Raw genomic sequence first — 16,778 nt, forward strand, 5'->3', positions numbered from 1 at the left:
TCTTTCACTGCGGCTGTGACGGGCCTGCCCCGCGCGGGTCTAGTGGGCCGAAGCCGTTCTTCCGCGAGCTCCCCGGTGATGGCCGGATCGGCGCTGGTCGCACAAGTCTACCGGCGCTCTCCGCGACTGTCGCGCCCCGCGCGCGATACTGACCGCATGGATGCCGCGTCCCTCCCCGCGCCCGTCGACCCGGCCTCGGCGCCGGCGGCCACCGCGCCCGACGGTTCGGCGGTGCGGGTGCTCGCGCGCGTGCCCGAGGTGAGCACCGCGCAGTTCATCCTCGCTGCCGACGCGGTGACGATCGCGCACCGGCATCGCACGGTGTCAGAGGTGTGGTTCGTGCAGGCGGGATCCGGACGTCTCTGGCGTTCGATCGACGGGCAGAGCGATGTCGTGGCGCTCGTGCCGGGCGTCTCCGTGGCGATCCCCGTCGGCACCGCGTTCCAGTTCGCGAGCGACGGCGACGGCCTCGTCATCCTCGGCGCGACCGCGCCCGCCTGGCCGGGCGACGACGAGGCCGTGCGCGTCGCCGGCCCGTGGGAGCCCACGCTCGGCTGAGCGCGTGCGCGGTGCCGCGGCATCCGCCCCTCGGTAGACTCATCGGGTCGTCCACACTCAGGCACGCTCACACAGTGCCGCATATATCGCTCGAGGAGTCCCCCATGGCCGAAGTTCCCGACAAGCCCGCACTCGAGGGCCTCGAAGCGAAGTGGGATGCCGCGTGGGAGACCGCGGGCACCTACCTGTTCGACCGTGACGCGGCCAAGACGAAGGGACGCGCGGGCGTCTACTCCGTCGACACTCCCCCGCCGACCGCCTCGGGCAGCCTGCACATCGGACACGTCTTCAGCTACACCCACACCGACCTCAAGGTGCGGTTCGAGCGGATGCGCGGCAAGACTGTGTTCTACCCGATCGGATGGGACGACAACGGCCTGCCGACCGAGCGCCGCGTGCAGAACTACTACGGCGTGCGCTGCGATCCGACGCTGCCCTATGACCCCGACTTCACGCCCCCGTTCGAGGGCGGCGACAACAAGTCGAGCAAGGCGGCCGACCAGATCCCGATCAGCCGACGCAACTTCATCGAGCTGTGCGAGCGGCTGACCGTCGAGGACGAGAAGACCTTCGAGTCGCTGTTCCGGCAGCTGGGTCTCAGCGTGGACTGGCGTCAGACCTACCGCACGATCTCCGACGAGACGATCCGCACGAACCAGCTCGCGTTCCTGCAGAACTACTCCCGCGGCGAGGCCTACCAGGACCTCGCCCCGACGCTCTGGGACGTCGACTTCCGCTCGGCGATCGCGCAGGCCGAGCTCGAGGACCGCGAGCAGCCTGGCGCCTACCATCGCCTCGCCTTCCATCGCACCGACGGCGGCGGCGACATCCACATCGAGACGACCCGCCCCGAGCTTCTCGCCGCCTGCGTCGCCCTCGTCGCCCACCCCGATGACGAGCGCTACCAGCCGTTCTTCGGCACCACCGTGACCACGCCCGTGTTCGGGGTCGAGGTTCCGGTGCTCGCGCACCCGCTCGCGCAGATCGACAAAGGCTCGGGCATCGCGATGGTCTGCACCTTCGGCGACGTGACCGACATCATCTGGTGGCGCGAACTCAACCTTCCGAACCGCACGATCATAGGCAAGGACGGCCGCATCGTCGCCGACGCCCCCGAGGCGCTGTCGACGGATGCCGCGCAGGCCGCTTTCGCGGAGCTCGCCGGCAAGACCGTGTTCAGCGCGAAGAAGCGCATCGTCGAGCTGCTGCAGGAATCGGGTGAGATCATCGGCGACCCGAAGCCGATCACCCACCCGGTGAAGTTCTTCGAGAAGGGCGACCGCCCCCTCGAGATCGTCTCGACCCGGCAGTGGTACCTGCGCAACGGCGCGAAGAACGCCGACCTGCGCGACGCGCTCATCGAGCGGGGACGCGGCATGACGTGGCATCCCGATTTCATGCGCGTGCGCTACGAGAACTGGGTCGGCGGCCTCACCGGCGACTGGCTCGTCTCGCGCCAGCGGTTCTTCGGGGTGCCGATTCCGGTCTGGTACGGCCTCGATGAGAACGGCGATCGCGACTACGCGCGCGTGATCACCCCCGACCTCGGTCAGCTGCCCGTCGATCCGACGATCGACGTGCCCGCGGGCTACGAGCCCTCGCAGCGCGGCGTGCCGGGCGGCTTCGACGGCGAGCAGGACATCTTCGACACCTGGGCGACGTCGTCCCTCACCCCGCAGCTCGCCGGCGGCTGGGAGCGCGACGAGGAGCTCTGGGGCCTCGTCGCCCCGTTCGATCTGCGCCCGCAGGGTCAGGACATCATCCGCACCTGGCTCTTCTCGACGATGCTGCGGAGCGTCTTGCAGGACGGCCGGGCGCCCTGGTCGGATGCCGCGATCTCCGGCTTCATCGTCGACCCCGACCGCAAGAAGATGTCGAAGTCGAAGGGCAACGTCGTCACGCCCGCGGACATCCTCGACGCCCACGGCTCCGACGCCGTGCGCTACTGGGCCGCCTCGAGCCGCCTCGGCACCGATGCCGCGTTCGACCCGCAGAACCCGACGCAGGTGAAGATCGGCCGTCGCCTCGCGATCAAGCTGCTCAACGCGGCGAAGTTCGTGCTGACCTTCCCGGTGCCGGAGGGCGCCGCGGTGACGCACGACCTCGATCGCAGCATGCTCGCGACCCTCGACACGGTCGTCGCCGAGGCGACGCGCGCGTTCGAGGGCTACGACCACGCCCGGGCGCTCGAGCTGACCGAGTCGTTCTTCTGGACGTTCTGCGACGACTACCTCGAGCTCGTCAAGGAGCGCGCCTACGACCAGACCGACGTGGGTCAGGCGTCCGCTGCGCTCGCCCTGCGCCTGGCGCTGTCGACGCTCGTGCGACTGCTCGCGCCGGTGCTGTCGTTCGCGGCGGAGGAGACCTGGTCGTGGTTTGAGGAGGGGTCTGTGCATCACGCCGCGTGGCCCGCCCCGCTGGGGCTCGAGGGCGACCCCCGCGTGCTCACGACCGTCGGTGACGCCCTCATCGGCGTGCGCCGCGCGAAGACCGAGGCCAAGGCCTCGCAGAAGACGCCGGTCACCCGTCTCGTCATCGCGGCGACCCCCGCACAGATCGCGCTCCTGCGATCCGCCGAGGGGGACCTCCGCGCCGTCGGCCGCATCGCCGAGATCGACTACGTCGAGGGCGACGCGCTGACAGTCGAGTCGATCGAGCTCGAGACGGCGGACGCCTGATGCAGCTCGGCACGCGGTGGACGGCGGGCGACACGCCCCCGTCGGCCGTGCCCGCCGTGCTGCACGACGCGATCGCCTCGGTGGAGAGAGCGCTGCCCGCCGACCCCCTCGGTCAGCCGCGTCCGCGATGGACACTCACCTGGCTCGAGCGTCGGCCGATCGCCGAACTCGACACGGGAGTGATCGTGACGGTGGATGCCGCGGGCTCACCCGTGGTGCGTCACGACGCCGACGACGAGTTCGCCTGATCCGCCGCCGCGTAGGCGCGCGGTGTTCCCCGCACGAGCAGCCGTGAGGCGCTGAGGGCGACGATAAGCGTGAGGGCGCCCGCGATCGTGAACGGCAGCCGGAGGTCGGATCGCGCCACGAGCCCGCCGAGCAGCGTCGCCACCGGGAAGACGCCCCATGTGACGGTGCGGACGATGCCGAGCGCGCGACCGAACAGGTGCGCGGGGATGAGGTGCTGCCGCAGCGCTCCCCACGGCACGTTCCACACCGACACCGCGAACGCCATGACCGCGTAGGACGCGATCGCGGTGACGACGTCGGGAGCGAGACCCACCGCGACGAGGGACACCGCGACGACGACATTCGCGAAAAGCAGCACCGGGCCGCGGCCGAGGAGACGCACCAGAGGCGCCGCGACGAACGACCCCACGAGAGCGCCGAGCCCGATCCCCGCCGTGACGAAGCCGATCGCGGCGGGCGTGACGTGCTGCACCTCGAGGAAGTAGAGGATCGTGGGCGCCTGGGCGAAGCTCAGGAGCGCTCCCACGAGCGACGTGAACAGCACGACCGCGCGCAGGTAGTGGTGCTGCCAGAGGTAGCGCAGCGCGGGGCGCGCGCCGTGAACGGACATGGATGCCGCGGCATCCGTCTGCTCGTCGACCTGGCGCGAGACGGCCAGCGACGGCAGCAACAGGGCCAGGGCGATCGGAACCAGATAGCCGATCGCGCCCACCCAGAGCGGCAGGGCGATGGACAGGCCGAACAGCAGACCTCCGATGGGCGTGGCGATGAAGTTGTCGATCGTCACCTGGGATGCCTGTAGCCAGCCGTTGGCGCTGTCGAACCGCTCGCGAGGGACGATCGCAGGAACGGCGGCGTTGACGGCGTTCTCGAACAGGGTCTCGCCGATGCCGAACGCAAGGGTGCCGATCAGCAGCGTCCACACCGAGATCGCGCCGGATGCCACGAGGGCCCCGAGCCACACCGCGGCACCGAGCCGTAGCGTGTTGGCGACGGCCATGATGCGCCGCCGATCGAAGCGGTCGACGATGACGCCGGCAGGAATGCCGAACACGAGCCACGGCACGAACGCGAGAGCGCCGAGGATCGCGATGACGAACGGGTCGGATGTCAGGGTGGTGGCGATGAGCGGCACCGCGGTGCGACCGACGCCGTCGGCGATGTTGCTGAAGGCGGTGGCTGTCCAGAGCGTGCGGAACGGGCGGCCGAGCGGCGGTGCCGCCGGCCTGATCGCTGTGGTGGTCATGACCGCGGCAGCAGTCCGAGCTGACGCGCTGCGGTGCCGGTGCTGCGCTGTGCGACGTAGGCGTCGAGACGCGCCGCCCGCTCATCGGCGCAGGCGCGGCGGCGGTGGATGTCGTCGGCGGCTCGTTCGAGCAGGCGGGCGAGCACCCGCAGCAGCCGCTCATCGGCGGAGCGGGTGGTGGTGCGGGCTTCGGGGGGAGCCGTCAGGAGGGTCATCTCATCGTCCCTTCTCGGGGAGGGCGAACACATCGGCGTGCACCGTCACGGGCACGACGCCCTCGCCGCGCTGGTCCTTGTATCGGTCGACGGCGCCGTCGATGACGGCCTGGAGCTGGGCGACCACGTCGGCCGCCTGCACCGCCGTGAGGTGGATGGTCGCCGTCGTGATCATCGCGCTGTCGTCCCACACGCCGTTCTCGCGCAGGCTCGCCCCCACATAGTCCATGAGCTGCTGGTGACGCCGGTTGAGGAACTCCGTCAGCACGACCTGTGTCGCCGCGCGGCCCGCGGGGGTCTTCACCGCCTCGGGGCTGCCGATCTGCACGCCGCCGCGAGGCCGTTCCCACCAGCGCTCGCGCGCGGTTCCCTGACCTTCGACCTCTCGAATGAGGTCATGCTTCGCGAGTGCGCGCAGGTGATAGCTGGTGGCGCCGGAGGACTCCCCCGTCATCGCCGCGAGGGTGCTCGCCGTCTGCGGGCCGTATTGCGAGATCAGATCGTAGATCTCGACCCGCAACGGGTGAGCGAGGGCCCGAAGTGCGCCGCCGTCGAGCACCCGCTGTTCGCGGGTCGTCGGGAGCGGGATCTCGTTCGTCATATCGCAAAGATACCTTTGCACGTACTACTTTGCAAATGTCTCTTTGCAACTACGCATCCGGACACTCGGGCAGCGCGCTCGGCACACCACGCGACGTACGATCGAGGAATGGATCTCGGCATCACCGACCGCGTGGCCCTCGTCGTCGGCGGCACCGGCTACCTCGGGCGTCACATCGCCACGACCCTCGCCGCGGAGGGCGCCGTGGTCGTCACCGCCGGCCGATCGGGTGGCGATGTCACGATCGACGGCCAGGATGAGGCATCCGTCGTCGCCGGCGTCGACGAGGTGATCGCCCGGCACGGGCGCATCGACATCCTGGTGGTCACCGCCGCGCCCGCGGCGCAGACCCTCGACCCGGCGGACGCGTTCTCCCCCGCGGCCGTCGCGGCCGCGGTCGATGCCAAATCGCTCGTCTTCCTGCGACTCGCGAACGCGGTACTCCCCCACATGCGCGCCCGCGGGTCCGGCCGCATCATCGGCATCGCCGGGCAGCTCGCCCGCGCCTCCACGAGCGTGGTCGCCTCGGTGCGCAACGCCGCCCTGATCCTCGCGGCGAAGGCCCTCGCCGACAGCATGGCCGGCACCGGCATCACCGTCAACGTCGTCAACCCCGGCAACGTGTTCGACGACGACCACCCGGTGCCCGCGGTCGGTCCCGGGCCCTCGACTCCGGAGCAGATCGCCGCCCTCGTCGCCTACCTCTCCTCGGAACCCGCGGCCGCCGTCTCGGGCGCGTCGATCGCCGCCGGACACACGTTCCGCGGCGTGTCGACCCTCTGAATCGACGCGATGCCGCGGCGTAGGCTGGCGGGATGAGCACGACGTCCCGCCATCCCCTTCTCGATCGTTCCGTGCTGCCGTACGAGCTGCCGGACGACGCCGCGATCGCCGTCGCGGACTACCTGCCGGCATTCGACGCGGGATTCGCGCAGCAGCGCGCCGAGGTCGCCGCCATCACCGCGAACCCCGAGCCGCCGACCTTCGAGAACACGCTCGAGGCCCTCGAGCGCAGCGGCGACCTGCTCGGCCGCGTCTCGCGCACGTTCTACACGGTGAGCTCCGCCGACGGCACGCCGGAGATCCAGGAGATCGAGGAGACCGTCGCCCCGCTGAACTCGGCGCACTCCGACGCGATCACCCTCGATCCCGCGCTCTTCGCACGGGTAGCCGCACTCTACGAGGCCCGCGACGACCTCGACCTCACCCCGGAGCAGCGCTACCTCGTCGAACGGCGCTACACGGTGATGTCGCACGCCGGCGCGGGGCTCGACGACGACGCCAAGCAGACCCTCCGCGATCTCAACGCCCGCCTGTCGGTCTTGACGACCACGTTCGAGCGCCATCTGCTGGCCGACACCAACGAGCTCGCCCTGCACGTGACGGATGCCGCAGACCTCGCCGGTCTCGCCGACAGTGACCTCGCCGCCGCCGCCCGGGCCGCCGCCGACCGCGGGCTCGATGGATATCTGGTGTCGCTGACGCTGTTCACCGGTCATCCGTACCTGTCACGGCTCACCTCCCGCCGCACCCGCGAGCGTCTGCTGGCCGCCTCCCGGTCGCGCGGTATCCGTGGCGGCGAGCACGACAACCGCGACGTGCTCCTCGAGATCGTGCGGCTGCGCGCGCAGCGTGCCGAGCTGCTCGGCTACCCGTCGCACGCGGCCTACGTGACGTCCGACCAGACCGCCGGTTCCCCGGAGGCGGTGCGGGAGATGCTGTTCCGCCTCGCCGCTCCGGCCGCGCGCAACGCCCGTGCCGAGGCCGACGCGCTGCAGCAGATCGTGAACGAGACCGAGGCGGCTCCGTTCGAGATCGAGGCCCACGACTGGGCGTACTACACCGAGAAGGTGCGGGCCGCGACGCTCGACCTCGACACCGCCGCACTGCGGCCGTGGTTCGAGGCGGAGCGGGTACTCACCGAGGGCGTGTTCGCCGCGGCATCCGCTCTCTACGGTCTGGGCTTCGCCGAACGTACCGATCTCGCGGGCTACCACCCCGACGTGCGGGTGTTCGAGGTGTCGGATGCCGACGGCTCACCGTTCGGCCTGTTCCTCTTCGATCTCTACACGCGCGACACCAAGCGCGGCGGCGCGTGGATGAACTCGATCGTCACCGAGTCAGCGCTGCGCGGCACCGGACCGGTCGTGGTCAACAACCTCAACGTCGTGAAGCCGGCCGACGGGCCGACGCTGCTGACGCTCGACGAGGTCACGACGCTCTTCCACGAGTTCGGGCACGCTCTGCATGGCCTCCTCGCGCGCGTCACCTATCCGTCGTTCGCGGGCACGGCCGTCTATCGTGACTTCGTCGAGTTCCCGAGCCAGGTCAATGAGATGTGGATCTACTGGCCCGAGGTGCTCGCACGCTACGCGCGTCATCACGAGACGGGAGAGCCGCTGCCTGCCGATGTCGTCTCACGCCTCACGGGGTCGCAGGCGTTCAACGAGGGCTTCGCCACCAGCGAATACCTCGCGGCCGCCTGGCTGGACCAAGCCTGGCACTCGCTGTCAGCCGCGGAGGCCGCAGCGGTCACCGACGTGGCCGCATTCGAACGGGCTGCCCTCGCCGAGATCGGTCTCGACAACCCGCTGGTGCCGACGCGCTACTCCTCGACCTACTTCGCCCACGTGTTCTCCGGCGGCTACAGCGCCGGCTACTACTCCTACATCTGGAGCGAGGTGCTCGACGCCGACACGGTCGAGTGGTTCACCGAGAACGGCGGACTCACGAGGGAGAACGGCGACCGGTTCCGCAGCAGGCTGCTCGGCGTCGGCGGCTCGAAGGATCCGCTCGAGGCGTACCGCGACTTCCGCGGGCGCGACGCCGAGGTGGCGCCGCTGCTCGCGCGGCGCGGACTCACCGGATGACGTCGAAGACCTGCTTCTGGATGCCGTTGCCGTAGGCCTCGTGCTCGACCAGGGCGAGCTTGGTGAGGTCGCGGTCAGAGCCGCTGAAGAGTCGCAGGCCCGCACCCAGCAGCACCGGGAACACGAGCAGGTGGTAGCGGTCGACAAGGTCGGCGTCTTCGAGCGAGGCAACGAGGGTCGCGCTGCCGTGCACGATGATGGGGGCGCCGTCCCCCTGCTTGAGCGCAGCGACGTCGTCGAGCGAGCGCAGCACCGTGGCCGGCCATCGGTCGTCGCCGTCAGCGAGGGTCGTCGAGACGACGTAGCGCGGCATGGCGTTGTACCCGGCGAACTCCTGTGTCATCGTCGGCCAGACCGGAGCGAACGCCTCGTAGCTTCGACGGCCGAGGAGCATCGCTCCGGCCTCCTCCTGCTCGCGGCCCTTGAGCTCGTATGCAGCGGGGTCGAACGCCACCGACGAGAAGGTCCAGCCGGCGTTGCGGTAGCCCGCTTCGCCGCCGGGGGCCTCGACGACGCCGTCGACGGACACGAACGAGGTGACGATGAGCTGACGCATGCGGTCAGCCTACGGGTGGATGTCCCGCCCCACCGTCCTGCGCTCAGGCTGTCTTGCGCTTCTGCCGCAGCACGACCGTGGGGGCCGCGCCCTCTTCGACGGCCGCACGGGTGACGATCACCTTCGCCACGTCGTCGGACGACGGGATCTCGAACATGATCGGGCCGAGCACGTCCTCGAGGATCGCGCGAAGTCCGCGGGCGCCCGTCTTTCGCGAGACGGCCAGCTCGGCGATCGCCTCGAGCGCGTCGCGCTCGAATCCGAGCTCGACGTCGTCGAGCGCGAACATCCGCTGGTACTGCTTCACGAGTGCGTTCTTCGGCTCGGTGAGGATCTCAATGAGCGCGTCGCGGTCGAGCGGGGACACCGAGGCGACCACGGGAAGACGGCCGATGAACTCCGGGATGAGCCCGAACTTGTGGAGGTCTTCGGGAAGCACCTCGCTGAAGTAGTCGGGCGCCTCGTCCTTACGCTGCAGCGGGGCGCCGAAGCCCACACCGTGCTTGCCGATGCGCGAGGAGATGATGTCTTCGAGCCCCGCGAACGCGCCCGCCACGATGAACAGCACGTTCGTCGTGTCGATCTGGATGAACTCCTGGTGCGGATGCTTGCGCCCGCCCTGCGGCGGAACCGAGGCGACCGTGCCCTCGAGGATCTTCAGCAGCGCCTGCTGCACACCCTCACCCGAGACATCGCGGGTGATCGACGGGTTCTCGGCCTTGCGGGCGATCTTGTCGACCTCGTCGATGTAGATGATGCCGGTCTCGGCGCGCTTCGTGTCGAAGTCGGCGGCCTGCAGCAGCTTGAGGAGGATGTTCTCGACGTCTTCGCCGACGTAGCCCGCCTCGGTGAGCGCGGTGGCATCGGCGACGGCGAACGGCACGTTCAGGCGCTTCGCGAGCGTCTGCGCCAGATAGGTCTTGCCGCAGCCCGTCGGACCGAGCATGAGGATGTTGCTCTTCGCGATGTCGACCTCGTCGGCCTTCTGCTCGGCGGGGAGGATCGACTGCTGGGCGCGCACGCGCTTGTAATGGTTGTAGACGGCGACCGACAGGGCGCGTTTGGCGGTCTCCTGTCCGACGACGTACTCCTCGAGGAACGCGAAGATCTCCCGGGGCTTCGGCAGGTCGAACTCGGCCACCTCGCCCGAGCCCTGCTCGGCCATGCGCTCTTCGATGATCTCGTTGCAGAGCTCGACGCACTCGTCGCAGATGTAGACGCCGGGGCCGGCGATCAGCTGCTGCACCTGCTTCTGGCTCTTCCCGCAGAACGAGCACTTGAAGAGGTCGGAACTCTCTCCGATGCGTGCCATGGTGCCCCTCCTGTTCGGCCTCGCGACGATGCGATTCGAGCCTAACCGAGCAGGCCGACATCGTCGCGTATTGTCCCCCGGTTCGCGGCGCGCCGCCGCTGTGAGCACGAACGCCCCGCACCGGGGAGGTACGGGGCGTTCGCGGCATCCGCTCAGCTCGTGAGTGCAGCCGGCACGCGCTTGCGGGTCGTGAGCACCTGGTCGACCAGTCCGTACTCGAGCGCCTCCTGCGCGGAGAGGATCTTGTCGCGGTCGATGTCCTTGTGCACCTCTTCGATCGTGCGGTTGGTGTGGCGCGCCATGGTCTCCTCGAGCCAGGTGCGCATGCGCAGGATCTCGGCCGCCTGGATCTCGATGTCGGACGCCTGGCCGTGCCCCGACTCGCCGACGGCGGGCTGGTGCATCAGGATGCGGGCGTTCGGCAGGGCGAGACGCTTGCCGGGCGTGCCGGCCGCGAGCAGCACCGACGCCGCGGACGCGGCCTGGCCGAGCACGACCGTCTGGATCTGCGGCGACACGTACTGCATGGTGTCGTAGATCGCGGTCATGGCCGTGAACGAGCCGCCGGGCGAGTTGATGTACATGATGATGTCGCGGTCGGGGTCCTGGCTCTCGAGCACGAGGAGCTGGGCCATGACGTCATCGGCCGACGCGTCGTCGACCTGCACGCCGAGGAAGATCACGCGGTCTTCGAACAGCTTGTTGTAGGGGTCCTGGCGCTTGAAGCCGTAGGCTGTGCGCTCTTCGAACTGGGGAAGGATGTAGCGGCTCGACGGCATCGGGAAGCCCTGCGGCACGCCATGCATGGGGGTGTTCATTCGACTGCTCCTGAAAGTGTGTGCCGGTGGTCAGTTCTCGGTGCCGCCGCCGCCGACGACGTCGGTCGCCGATTCGCGGATGTGGTCGACGAACCCGTATTCCAGCGCCTCCTGCGCGGTGAACCAGCGGTCGCGGTCACCGTCGGCGTTGACCTGCTCGACGGTCTTGCCGGTCTGGCTGGCGGTGATCTCGGCGAGGCGCTTCTTCATGTCGAGGATGAGCTGCGCCTGCGTCTGGATGTCGCTCGCGGTGCCGCCGAAGCCGCCGTGCGGCTGGTGGAGCAGCACACGGGCGTTCGGGGTGATGTAGCGCTTGCCCTTGGTGCCGGCGGTGAGCAGCAGCTGACCCATCGACGCGGCCATGCCGATGCCGACGGTGACGATGTCGTTCGGCACGAACTGCATCGTGTCGTAGATCGCCATGCCGGCCGTGATCGAGCCGCCGGGAGAGTTGATGTAGAGGTAGATGTCCTTCTGCGAGTCCTCGGCCGCGAGCAGCAGGATCTTGGCGCAGATTTCGTTGGCGTTCTCGTCGCGCACCTCTGAGCCGAGCCAGATGATGCGGTCCTTCAACAGCCTGTCGAAGACGCTTTGTGCGACAAGGGGTTCAGCCATGAGTGCTCCTGTTTCGGTTGCGTGAGAACGACACTACCGGCGGCGTTTCGGCGCCCCGCCCGTGTTCGCCGTCGGCAGATCAGGGCGTGGGATCGGCCAGTTCGCGGGCGTATCCGGTGACCGACCGGGTGTACCGCGGCAGGTGCGGCGCGAGGGCCTGGAGGGCGATGGATGCCGCGGCCCGCTCCCGTCCCGCGGACGCGAGCGCGAGCGCATAGAACGCCGCGGCGGCATCGTGGAGAGGCGTCCCCGCGCTGCGCGCGTATTCGGCCTCGAGCAGGGCGAGCGCCTCGTCGACGCGACCGAGGTTGCGGATCGTGCTCGCGTACTGGATCGTTGCGCGCGTGCGGCGCTCCTCATCGAGGCCGCCGGCGAGGGCGGCGCGGTAGAGCGGCTCCGCCTCCTCTTCGAGCCCGGCGGAGTCCCGCGCCCCGGCACGCTCGAACAGTGCGACGGGGTCATCCGCCCCTCGCTCGGACGCGAGGGCGTCGATCGCCGCGATGACGTCGGTCTCCGACAGGGTCGCGTCGTCCCACACCGCATCCACGCGGGCCTGCCAGTCGTCGTCTGTCATGCGCATGCTCCGGGTACGCGAGAGGGGCGGATGCCGCGGCATCCGCCCCTCTCGATCGTGTCTGCTTACTCGGCGGTCTTCTTGGCCGCGGGCTTGCGGGCAGGCTTCTTCTTGGGAGCCTCCTCGACCTCGGCGGCGGCGTCGGCGATCTCCTCGGCCTCGGCGACGACGTCCTCCTCGGCGGCGACCTCATCGGCGACGGCGACGAAGCCCGACAGATCGACGGGCTTGCCGTCGGTGTCGACCACGTTGACGCGGCCGAGAGCCACGGCGAGAGCCTTGTTGCGGGCGACCTCACCGATCATCAGCGGCAGCTGGCCACCCTGCTGGAGTGCCTCGATGAAGTCCTGCGGGGCCATGCCGTACTGGGCGGCCGACTGCACGATGTACTGGGTCAGCTCGTCCTGCGAGACCTGCACCTCCTGCTGCTCGACCAGCTTGTCGAGCAGCACCTGGGTGCGGAACTGGCGCTCGCTCGACTCGGTCACCTCGGCGCGGTGCACGTCGTCCTCGAGACGGCCTTCGCCCTCGAGGTGGTTGTGCACCTCCTCCTCGATGAGCTGGGGCGGCACCGGGATCTCGACCTGCTCGAGCAGCGTCTCGACGAGCTTGTCGCGCGCGGCGGCGCCCTGCGAGAAGGTCGACTGCTGGTCGACACGGTCCTTCAGCGACTCGCGCAGCTCGGCGATCGTGTCGAACTCGCTCGCGATCTGCGCGAAGTCGTCGTCGGCCTCGGGAAGCTCGCGCTCCTTGACCGCGGTGACGGAGACGGAGACCTCGGCCTCCTCGCCGGCGTGGTCGCCGCCGACGAGCTTCGAGCGGAACGTGGTGTCCTCACCGGCGGTGAGCGACTCGATCGCCTCGTCGATGCCCTCGAGCAGCTCGCCCGAGCCGACCTCGTAGGAGACGCCCTTGGCCTCGTCGATCTTCGCGCCGTCGATCGTGGCGATCAGGTCGAGCTCGACGAAGTCGCCGGTCTTGGCGGGACGCTCGACGGTGACGAGCGTGCCGAAGCGCGAACGCAGCCGGTCCAGCTCCTCGTCGATCGCCGACTCGTCGGTGGCGACGGCATCAACAGTGATGGTGATGCCCTCGTAGGCGGGGATCTCGACGTCGGGACGCACGTCGACCTCGACCTCGACCTTCAGGTCGCCGGAGAAGTCGGCGATCTCGGGGAGCTCGACGATGTCGGCGCTCGGACGGCCGATGACCTTCACGTCGTGGGCGCTGACGGCCTCACGGTAGAAGCCGTCGATACCCTCGTTGACGGCGTGCTCGAGCACGGCGCCGCGACCGATGCGCTGGTCGATGATCGGGGCCGGGACCTTGCCCTTGCGGAAACCGGGGATCTGCACGTCCTGCGCGATGTGCTCGTACGCGTGCGCGATCGACGGCTTGAGCTCGTCGGGCGAAACCGTGATGTGGAGCTTCACGCGAGTGGGCGTGAGCTGCTCGACGGTGCTGGTGACCATGCCTTACATTTCTCCTCTGATGTGCGCGTGGCGCGCTGACCGAAGTCTCGTGGGATGGGCCGACGTGTCGGGGCGACAGGATTTGAACCTGCGACTTCCCGCTCCCAAAGCGGGCGCTCTACCAAGCTGAGCTACGCCCCGGGCGGGTGCGCACGCGGAGGTGCGCCGAAGGCCCCTGGAAGTCTAGCCGACACCCTGTCGATTCGCGGCGGCCGTGGCATCCATGTATAGACTCGTGGATGCTGCGGCTCCGGCCGCTGCGGGGGTGTAGCTCAATGGTAGAGTCTCAGTCTTCCAAACTGATTGCGCGGGTTCGATTCCCGTCACCCCCTCCATCAGTGGCCTGACCGGCCGTTCTCTCCGCCTCAGATCGGCGTCGCTTCGGCGTGCGTGCGGGAGTGCTCGAGGTAGACGGCGGCGTTGCGCAGCAGCCCGACCTTCTCCTCGTCGCTGAGCTCGCGTCGCACCTTCGCCGGCACGCCGGCGACGAGCGAACCGGGTGGCACGATCGTTCCGCCGAGCACCAGCGCTCCCCCGGCGACGAGCGATCCGGCACCGATCACCGCTCCCGACAGCACGACGGCGCCCATGCCGATGAGACTGCCGTTCTCGATCGTGCAGCCGTGCACGACGGCGTTGTGGCCGACCGAGACGTCCTCACCGATGACGACCGGGGAGCCCGCGTCGACGTGCACCGACACGTTGTCCTGCAGGTTGCTGCGATCCCCGACGGTGATCGGGGCGCTGTCCGCGCGCAGCACCGCGTTGTACCAGACGCTGGCCCGGTCACCGAGAGTCACCGCCCCGACGATCCGTGCGCCTGAGGCGACGAACGCCGTCTCTGCAAGGTGAGGGGCGCGCTCCGGGAGCGCGAGGACGGCGGCGTCGGCGGCAATGCTCATGCCGCGACTCTACGAGGACTTCGCCGCGATCGCCTTCTCGAGTGCCGCCTCGTATTCGGGCTGCAGGGTGTCGACCCACGTGACCGTCAGATGGTCCTGGTCGCGGTAGACGTTCGCCCCGCCGATCACCGGCGAGCAGGTCGTCGCGGTGCAGTACACATCGGTGAAGTCGAGCAGGGTGACAAGGTTCTGACCGGATGCCGCGTCCCGCACCGGATCGTTCGGATCCAGCAGGTCGGAGCGCGCCCCCGTGCAGGCGCTCTCGGCGCGTGTGCGCAGGCACTTGTTCGGGTCGGTCTCCCACGCCGGGTTGTCGACGGCGGTGATGACCGGGATGCCACGGGACGTGAGGCTCTGCCACGCCTGCTGGTAGCCGGCGACCGCGGCCGCGTGCACCGATGGGTAGCTGCCCTTCGCGTACGGGGTCGACGCGAGTGATGCCGTGTAGACGACTGCGAACGAGGACGATGCGAGATCCTTCGTCACCGCCTCGCGCCACGTCGTGCACGCGTCGCCGAACGCTCCCGGGGTCGACAGCGGGGTCGTGCTCCACGGGCAGGCGCCCTTGAGGTAGGTGACGAGATGCCACCCCTTCTCCGCGGCGATCTTCTGGAACGTCGGCAGCAACTGGTACGCGTGACTGTCGCCGACGAGTGCGATCCGCGGCGCCGACGGGTCGGTCGATCCGAAGTTGCACACTACCGGCACCGAGTCGGTCAGCTCGAGGAAGCACGAGGCATCCGACGGCGCATCGGCGCCCGCGAAACCCGGGGCCGGCAGGATCGTGCCCAGGTTCGCCGTCGGGGAGCACGAGGCATCCAGCACCGACTGCGCCCCGAAGCACGACGGCGGATTGTCGCGCAGCTGGGCGAGAGCGGCGACGCCCTGGTTGTAGGCGGGGGCGTTGATGGCCCACCCGCCGACGGCGACCGCGCCGACGACGACCATGGCGGCGAGGGATGTCCACAGCGAGAACGCGCCCCGACGCACCGTCAGCACCTTCCACCGGCGCGCCGGGTCCTCGACGAAGCGCTTGGTGAGCCAGGCGAGGATCACGCAGATCGCCAGCAATGCGAGGCGGTGGTAGATGGACAGCCCCCAGAACGGAACCGACGGGGCGATGATGATGAGCGGCCAGTGCCAGAGGTAGAGCGAGTACGAGATGTCTCCGACGAACCGCATCGGACGGACGCCGAGAATGCGCGTCGGGTACCACCACCGTCGAGTGTTGGATGCCGCGATGATCGCCGCCGCGCCGAGAGCCGGCACGAGCGCGGCGTAGCCGGGGAACAGCGTCTGGCCGTCGAAGCGGAACGCCGCCCACCCGAGCGCGATCACCCCGCCCCAGCCGAGCACGAAGCTCACGACCGGTTGACGTACCTGCAGCGCGGGGACGAGCGCGATGAGGGCACCGAGCCCGAATTCCCACATGCGTCCGAACGTCACGAAGTAGGCCGGGGCCGGGTCGGCGAGGGTGAGAACGATGCCAAAGATCAACGAGGCGATCGTGACGAGCACGACCATCAACACCACCGAGCGGCGGGTGCGCACGAGTGCGCGGCGCGTGCGGCCACGGAGGAGCTTCACGCCGATCCACGCCGCGAGGAGGATGAGCAGCGGCCACAGCACGTAGAACTGCTCCTCGAGCGACAGCGACCAGTAGTGCTGCACGGTCGTCGGGTCGCTCGTGTGGTTGAGGTAGTCCGCGGAGGTCGCCGCGAGGTACCAGTTCTCGACGTAGAACGTCGAGGCCACGATCTCCTTCACCTCGCGCTGGATCGACGAGATGGGCGTCAGGTAGGGCGATGACACCACGATCGCGCAGAACAGCAGCACGAGCAGAGCCGCCGGCAGGAGCCGTCGCGCACGCCGCGCCCAGAACTCACGGAGCTTCACGCGGCCGGTCTGCTCGAGCTCGCGCATGAGGTGCCCGGTGATCAGGAACCCCGAGATCACGAAGAAGACGTCGACGCCGATGTACCCGCCGGTGATGCGCGCGGGCCAGAAGTGGTAGAGCACCACCAGCGCCACCGCGATCGCCCGGAGGCCCTGCACGTGGGGGATGAAGCGTGACGAGCGATCCTGCACCCCTCGACCGTAGCCGGTCGGACC

Annotated in this window: 16 protein-coding genes and 2 tRNA genes; 6 read left to right on the top strand and 12 right to left on the bottom strand. The window is 69.3% G+C overall.

Annotated features, from left to right (window positions below):
* Window positions 1-156: 156 nt before the first annotated feature.
* The 3 genes from RR49_RS12175 to RR49_RS12185 all read left to right on the top strand — a co-directional run bounded on the left by RR49_RS12175 (window position 157) and on the right by RR49_RS12185 (window position 3,484).
* Window positions 157-558, top strand: coding sequence for a cupin domain-containing protein (locus tag RR49_RS12175; protein ID WP_052672052.1), 402 nt, complete (start codon window positions 157-159; stop codon window positions 556-558).
* Between the two features lie 104 nt (window positions 559-662).
* Window positions 663-3,236 (top strand): valine--tRNA ligase, encoded by a 2,574-nt coding sequence (valS, locus tag RR49_RS12180; RefSeq protein ID WP_045248371.1) that lies wholly within the window; start codon window positions 663-665, stop codon window positions 3,234-3,236.
* Window positions 3,236-3,484: a hypothetical protein gene (locus RR49_RS12185; RefSeq protein ID WP_045248372.1), complete on the top strand. Its 249-nt coding sequence runs from the start codon at window positions 3,236-3,238 to the stop codon at window positions 3,482-3,484. The genes valS and RR49_RS12185 overlap by 1 nt, the downstream gene beginning before the upstream one ends.
* Here RR49_RS12185 and RR49_RS12190 read toward each other — a convergent pair.
* From RR49_RS12190 to RR49_RS12200, 3 genes are read right to left on the bottom strand one after another with little or no spacing between them, the layout of a single operon-like run.
* Window positions 3,457-4,731 (bottom strand): MFS transporter, encoded by a 1,275-nt coding sequence (locus RR49_RS12190; protein WP_045248373.1) that lies wholly within the window; start codon window positions 4,729-4,731, stop codon window positions 3,457-3,459. The genes RR49_RS12185 and RR49_RS12190 overlap by 28 nt on opposite strands.
* Complete coding sequence (locus RR49_RS12195; RefSeq protein ID WP_045248374.1) at window positions 4,728-4,946, bottom strand: hypothetical protein; 219 nt, start codon at window positions 4,944-4,946, stop codon at window positions 4,728-4,730. The genes RR49_RS12190 and RR49_RS12195 overlap by 4 nt, the downstream gene beginning before the upstream one ends.
* A gap of 1 nt (window position 4,947) precedes the next feature.
* A complete protein-coding gene (locus RR49_RS12200; protein ID WP_045248375.1) occupies window positions 4,948-5,547 on the bottom strand; it encodes a winged helix-turn-helix domain-containing protein in 600 nt (199 codons plus the stop codon).
* Between the two features lie 108 nt (window positions 5,548-5,655).
* On the opposite strand from RR49_RS12200, the gene RR49_RS12205 reads away from it, so the two are divergent.
* Both RR49_RS12205 and RR49_RS12210 read left to right on the top strand, forming a co-directional pair.
* Window positions 5,656-6,330: an SDR family NAD(P)-dependent oxidoreductase gene (locus RR49_RS12205; protein ID WP_045248376.1), complete on the top strand. Its 675-nt coding sequence runs from the start codon at window positions 5,656-5,658 to the stop codon at window positions 6,328-6,330.
* 32 nt (window positions 6,331-6,362) lie between these two features.
* Window positions 6,363-8,417 carry a M3 family metallopeptidase gene (locus RR49_RS12210; RefSeq protein ID WP_045248377.1) on the top strand — a complete coding sequence of 685 codons (2,055 nt, stop codon included), beginning with the start codon at window positions 6,363-6,365 and terminating at the stop codon, window positions 8,415-8,417.
* Here the strand turns inward: RR49_RS12210 and RR49_RS12215 are convergent.
* The 7 genes from RR49_RS12215 to RR49_RS12245 form a co-directional block, all read right to left on the bottom strand.
* The gene (locus RR49_RS12215) at window positions 8,407-8,973 is read right to left on the bottom strand and encodes a dihydrofolate reductase family protein (RefSeq protein WP_045248378.1); all 567 of its coding nucleotides are present in this window, start codon (window positions 8,971-8,973) and stop codon (window positions 8,407-8,409) included. The two genes, RR49_RS12210 and RR49_RS12215, sit on opposite strands and share 11 nt — an antisense overlap.
* A 43-nt stretch (window positions 8,974-9,016) precedes the next feature.
* A complete protein-coding gene (clpX, locus tag RR49_RS12220) occupies window positions 9,017-10,285 on the bottom strand; it encodes an ATP-dependent Clp protease ATP-binding subunit ClpX (protein WP_045248379.1) in 1,269 nt (422 codons plus the stop codon).
* Window positions 10,286-10,437: 152 nt separating this feature from the next.
* Entirely contained in the window at window positions 10,438-11,103 is a 666-nt protein-coding gene (locus RR49_RS12225) for an ATP-dependent Clp protease proteolytic subunit (protein WP_045248380.1), read from the bottom strand.
* Window positions 11,104-11,133: 30 nt separating this feature from the next.
* Window positions 11,134-11,718, bottom strand: coding sequence for an ATP-dependent Clp protease proteolytic subunit (locus tag RR49_RS12230; RefSeq protein ID WP_045248381.1), 585 nt, complete (start codon window positions 11,716-11,718; stop codon window positions 11,134-11,136).
* A gap of 79 nt (window positions 11,719-11,797) precedes the next feature.
* The gene (locus tag RR49_RS12235; protein WP_045248547.1) at window positions 11,798-12,292 is read right to left on the bottom strand and encodes a tetratricopeptide repeat protein; all 495 of its coding nucleotides are present in this window, start codon (window positions 12,290-12,292) and stop codon (window positions 11,798-11,800) included.
* Window positions 12,293-12,357: 65 nt separating this feature from the next.
* Complete coding sequence (tig, locus tag RR49_RS12240) at window positions 12,358-13,764, bottom strand: trigger factor (RefSeq protein ID WP_045248382.1); 1,407 nt, start codon at window positions 13,762-13,764, stop codon at window positions 12,358-12,360.
* A 67-nt stretch (window positions 13,765-13,831) separates the two neighbouring features.
* Window positions 13,832-13,905, bottom strand: a tRNA-Pro gene (locus RR49_RS12245).
* A 120-nt stretch (window positions 13,906-14,025) separates the two neighbouring features.
* Between RR49_RS12245 and RR49_RS12250 the strand changes: the two genes are divergently transcribed.
* A tRNA-Gly gene (locus tag RR49_RS12250) sits at window positions 14,026-14,099 on the top strand.
* A 30-nt stretch (window positions 14,100-14,129) separates the two neighbouring features.
* Here the strand turns inward: RR49_RS12250 and RR49_RS12255 are convergent.
* Together RR49_RS12255 and RR49_RS12260 are read right to left on the bottom strand one after the other, a co-directional pair.
* Entirely contained in the window at window positions 14,130-14,666 is a 537-nt protein-coding gene (locus RR49_RS12255) for a gamma carbonic anhydrase family protein (RefSeq protein ID WP_045248383.1), read from the bottom strand.
* A 9-nt stretch (window positions 14,667-14,675) separates the two neighbouring features.
* Window positions 14,676-16,754: an acyltransferase family protein gene (locus tag RR49_RS12260; protein ID WP_048808848.1), complete on the bottom strand. Its 2,079-nt coding sequence runs from the start codon at window positions 16,752-16,754 to the stop codon at window positions 14,676-14,678.
* Between the last annotated feature and the right edge of the window lie 24 nt (window positions 16,755-16,778).

The sequence above is a fragment of the Microbacterium ginsengisoli genome (assembly GCF_000956535.1).
In the GTDB taxonomy this organism is placed as follows: Bacteria; Actinomycetota; Actinomycetes; order Actinomycetales; family Microbacteriaceae; genus Microbacterium; species Microbacterium ginsengisoli.

Coding starts and splice junctions, on each gene's coding strand:
- valS (WP_045248371.1), top strand. CDS start 663: ATGGCCGAAGTTCCCGACAAGCCCGCACTCGAGGGCCTCGAAGCGAAG.
- RR49_RS12255 (WP_045248383.1), bottom strand. CDS start 14,666: ATGAGCATTGCCGCCGACGCCGCCGTCCTCGCGCTCCCGGAGCGCGCC.
- RR49_RS12195 (WP_045248374.1), bottom strand. CDS start 4,946: ATGACCCTCCTGACGGCTCCCCCCGAAGCCCGCACCACCACCCGCTCC.
- RR49_RS12215 (WP_045248378.1), bottom strand. CDS start 8,973: ATGCGTCAGCTCATCGTCACCTCGTTCGTGTCCGTCGACGGCGTCGTC.
- RR49_RS12185 (WP_045248372.1), top strand. CDS start 3,236: ATGCAGCTCGGCACGCGGTGGACGGCGGGCGACACGCCCCCGTCGGCC.
- RR49_RS12205 (WP_045248376.1), top strand. CDS start 5,656: ATGGATCTCGGCATCACCGACCGCGTGGCCCTCGTCGTCGGCGGCACC.
- RR49_RS12200 (WP_045248375.1), bottom strand. CDS start 5,547: ATGACGAACGAGATCCCGCTCCCGACGACCCGCGAACAGCGGGTGCTC.
- RR49_RS12235 (WP_045248547.1), bottom strand. CDS start 12,292: ATGACAGACGACGACTGGCAGGCCCGCGTGGATGCGGTGTGGGACGAC.
- RR49_RS12230 (WP_045248381.1), bottom strand. CDS start 11,718: ATGGCTGAACCCCTTGTCGCACAAAGCGTCTTCGACAGGCTGTTGAAG.
- RR49_RS12225 (WP_045248380.1), bottom strand. CDS start 11,103: ATGAACACCCCCATGCATGGCGTGCCGCAGGGCTTCCCGATGCCGTCG.
- clpX (WP_045248379.1), bottom strand. CDS start 10,285: ATGGCACGCATCGGAGAGAGTTCCGACCTCTTCAAGTGCTCGTTCTGC.
- RR49_RS12190 (WP_045248373.1), bottom strand. CDS start 4,731: ATGACCACCACAGCGATCAGGCCGGCGGCACCGCCGCTCGGCCGCCCG.
- tig (WP_045248382.1), bottom strand. CDS start 13,764: ATGGTCACCAGCACCGTCGAGCAGCTCACGCCCACTCGCGTGAAGCTC.
- RR49_RS12210 (WP_045248377.1), top strand. CDS start 6,363: ATGAGCACGACGTCCCGCCATCCCCTTCTCGATCGTTCCGTGCTGCCG.
- RR49_RS12175 (WP_052672052.1), top strand. CDS start 157: ATGGATGCCGCGTCCCTCCCCGCGCCCGTCGACCCGGCCTCGGCGCCG.